Origin of the sequence: Pseudomonas sp. GM24 (assembly GCF_000282235.1) — a bacterium.
Lineage (GTDB): Bacteria > Pseudomonadota > Gammaproteobacteria > Pseudomonadales > Pseudomonadaceae > Aquipseudomonas.
In genome coordinates this window covers 1-3,105 of sequence record NZ_AKJR01000397.1, presented here as the reverse complement: position 1 = coordinate 3,105, position 3,105 = coordinate 1, and the positions used below count along the sequence as shown (strand labels likewise).

Here is a 3,105-nt window from a genome sequence, read left to right as displayed (position 1 = left end):
CGAAACCGCCAGCGGCAACACCCGCAGCAACGGATCTACCCCCACCCCCCAACAGCATGGTCGGCCCAAAGGCCGCCAAGAACCAAAGGGCGGCGCTAAGCCAAATCCGGATCCCGAAACGAACGCAAAGAATTACTCTCAAGCTCATACCGCAATTCTTCAATCAAGGCATCAACCGACTCAGGCGTCCGCAGCGCATTAAGTTTCAGCCCACTGATCACCAGATCCACCTGCCCCGACACCGGGTGATAAAGCTTCACCGTCAGCGAATGATCGCCGTCCACCAGACACTCACACGCCAGCGGCGAAAAACTGCGTTCAAGCTGCGTGCGCAACTGCGCAAGATTCATCATCAGACTGTTCCTATAACGACTGCGAAGGGCCGCGATCCCGAGCCAAAAAACCTCGTATCGCACCCCACCAGACTAAGAACAGACCTCACCCGCCAACACCTCAATTTGCACCAGGCCAACTAGTGCATTTGCACCCTATCGTTGACCCTTGGCGCTCGATTCGCCGGCAAACAGCCCACGCTCCCGCGCCCAGACAATCGCCTCACTGCGGCTGTGCACATCAAGCTTGGAATACACCGTCGCCACATGATTTCGCACCGTATTCGGAGCGAGTTTCAGCCGCGCCGCGATCTCCTTGTCCGCCAGCCCTTCACAGATCAACCCCAGCACATCACGCTCACGCGCCGTCAGATCAGTGAACGAAACGCTGGGCAGTTGCGGCGAGTTGACCTTCTTCACATTGGCCAGTTTCTCGATCAACGTACGGCTGAACCAGGAAGCGTCCTTCATCACCTCCTCAATCGCCGCCACCAACTCAAGCTCGGTGCGCTTGCGCTCGGTGATGTCCATCAGCACCAGCAAATAACACGGCGTGTCCTGAATATTCACGGTATCGGCGGATAGCGCACATTCGAGCAGGTCCGCATCCTTCCTGCGCACCCGCACATCGACCCGATCCACCCGACCGTTTTTCGCCAGCGCCGCCAGCAACTGCGTGCGTGCACCACTGTCATCGATGAAATCCAACTGCGTCACGGTTTTACCGAGCACGTCCTCGCTGTCGAAGGCCAAGGCCTCAAGGAACGCCTGATTGACGTCGATCACCTGCTGCTCGTCGGCACTGCAAATCAGGATCGGCACCGGTGTCAGGCGAAACGCCTTGGCAAAACGTTCCTCACTCTGACGCAACGCCACCTCGGCCTTGTGCCGCATCTCCATGTCGACGAAGGAAAACAACATGCAATCCTCATCGTTGAGCGTCAGCGGCTGCCCGGCGACGATCACTTGCTTGCTGCCGCCGTCAGGCAGGCGCAGTTCAGCCTGCATCTGCGGGATGGTCGCAACGTCGCGCAGGCGCTGAATCGCCAGATCCCGGTGTTCGGCCTGCTCGAAAATGTCGATTTCATAAGAGGAAGTGCCAATCACCTGTTCACGGGTGTACCCGGTCATTTCCAGAAACCCCGGATTGACCTTGATGTAACGCAAATCACTGAGCCGACAGATCACCGCCGGCGCCGGGTTGGCGTTGAACGTCCTTTCGAAGCGCTGCTCGGCGTTGGCCCAATCGGTGACGTCGCTCATGATCAGCACCAGCGACTCGGGCTGCCCTTCGCGGTCCGTGAGAATCATGCTGCGCACGCTGTGCACCCAGATACGTTCCGGGTCGTCGGTCGGCGACACCTCAATCAGCACGTCATTGAAACTCTCACAGCGCGCCACCCGGCTGATCGGGTAGTTTTCGGCGGTGATCGAATGATTATTGCGATAGCGCAGGTTGAACTTCTTAGCGTATTCGTCGGCATTGTGGCCCAGATCGGTGATCCGCTTGACACCGTGCATGGCCAGCGCTGCTTCGTTGGCCCAGAGAATGCTCTGATCCAGCTCCAGCAAAATCACCCCGTCGGACAGCCCGGCGATGATCTGCTGCAACTGGCGGCGGTTGGTTTCGGTGGTCAGGACTTCCTGGCTCATTGGATCTCCACAAGTGATACGCCCATGTGAAGAGTACGACCGCGGCGGCCTCTGATCGTGCCGAGCATAAATGTTCGCAACGGCACAAATCCCTTTGTTGGAGTGAGCCTGCACACGATAGCGGTGTGTCATTTGACTTTTATATTGACTGTCACACCGCTATCGCGAGCAGGCTCACTCCTACTGGGGATGACGGTGCATTCGCGACTTCCTGCTTTGTCGACTAACGTTAATACCTCATCGGATTGAGCCCCTGCCCGCAACACCGGGCTCTTGATCAAGGAGAGACTGATGACGTCGCGTCGCACCATCGAACAGACCTACCGCACCTGGTCCAACCCGATTCTGCTGGAGTTGAAAAAACGTGAGCACCAAATGGCGCCAGTCGAGCGTCAGGCCCTGGAGAATGTCTTGGTGGAAAGAAGGCTGCTGGACATCGGCGGCCCGGAGGGTATTGAACGTCGACGAAACAGCGGTGCCTGACACTGCGCTTTCGCGAGCAGGCTCGCTCCCAGAGGGTTTTGGGTAACTCACAAAGCTTGTGTTCACCCGCAATCACTGTGGGAGCGAGCCTGCTCGCGAAGGGGCCAGCAAAGATGCCTTGATCATTGAGGCCGACGCACCGCTCTCACCCGTCCACTGTCGCCGCCACCGTAATAAAAGCGATCCGCGCTGCCAGCGCCACCTCGGCCTCGGCCTCGGCGACCACACAACGCGCCCGTGACAGCGGCTCATTGCTGCCGAACGCCTTTATCGCCCTTTGCAACAACGCCTTGGCGCGGGACAGATCACCGAGCTGAGCCATGGCAATTGCGCGCAGCGCGCAGCGCCAGCGCCGGCGGGTCCTCACGCAGAGCGACGTAGTTCACCGCGCCTAGCGGGTCACCAGCAGACAGCGCGCGGCCGGCGGCGTTGATCAGCGAATCCATGGCTCGTCCGTCCCTCGATGGCTGAATCGTGAGCTGAGTCTGATCGCTGATTATGGCGCGTTTGGACGCTTGATCGGCTGTTTCAGTTGTTGCAACATCGGCACAGCTTTTCCAATGGATGGAGTCGAGCATGCTGGATGCAAACGCTAGCCACATTACCTTCACTGTCGAAGGCGCCAACGCCGACCTGC

Annotated in this window: 3 protein-coding genes and 1 pseudogene; 1 reads left to right on the top strand and 3 read right to left on the bottom strand. The window is 58.8% G+C overall.

Going from position 1 to position 3,105, the window contains the following annotated elements:
- Window positions 1–95 precede the first annotated feature (95 nt).
- Both PMI23_RS29050 and PMI23_RS29045 read right to left on the bottom strand, forming a co-directional pair.
- Complete coding sequence (locus PMI23_RS29050; protein WP_007919628.1) at window positions 96–353, bottom strand: DUF1652 domain-containing protein; 258 nt, start codon at window positions 351–353, stop codon at window positions 96–98.
- Between the two features lie 135 nt (window positions 354–488).
- Window positions 489–1,985: a helix-turn-helix transcriptional regulator gene (locus tag PMI23_RS29045; RefSeq protein WP_007919626.1), complete on the bottom strand. Its 1,497-nt coding sequence runs from the start codon at window positions 1,983–1,985 to the stop codon at window positions 489–491.
- 291 nt (window positions 1,986–2,276) lie between these two features.
- On the opposite strand from PMI23_RS29045, the gene PMI23_RS29040 reads away from it, so the two are divergent.
- Window positions 2,277–2,468, top strand: a complete 192-nt coding sequence (locus PMI23_RS29040) for a hypothetical protein (RefSeq protein ID WP_007919624.1) — start codon at window positions 2,277–2,279, stop codon at window positions 2,466–2,468.
- Between the two features lie 184 nt (window positions 2,469–2,652).
- On the opposite strand, the pseudogene PMI23_RS29645 reads toward PMI23_RS29040, so the two are convergent.
- A pseudogene (locus PMI23_RS29645) lies at window positions 2,653–2,914 on the bottom strand (helix-turn-helix domain-containing protein); the annotation flags it as partial.
- Window positions 2,915–3,105 lie beyond the last annotated feature (191 nt).

Excerpts from the sequence above, each read along its gene's own strand:
- PMI23_RS29050 (WP_007919628.1), bottom strand. The coding sequence starts at position 353 with ATGATGAATCTTGCGCAGTTGCGCACGCAGCTTGAACGCAGTTTTTCG.
- PMI23_RS29045 (WP_007919626.1), bottom strand. The coding sequence starts at position 1,985 with ATGAGCCAGGAAGTCCTGACCACCGAAACCAACCGCCGCCAGTTGCAG.
- PMI23_RS29040 (WP_007919624.1), top strand. The coding sequence starts at position 2,277 with ATGACGTCGCGTCGCACCATCGAACAGACCTACCGCACCTGGTCCAAC.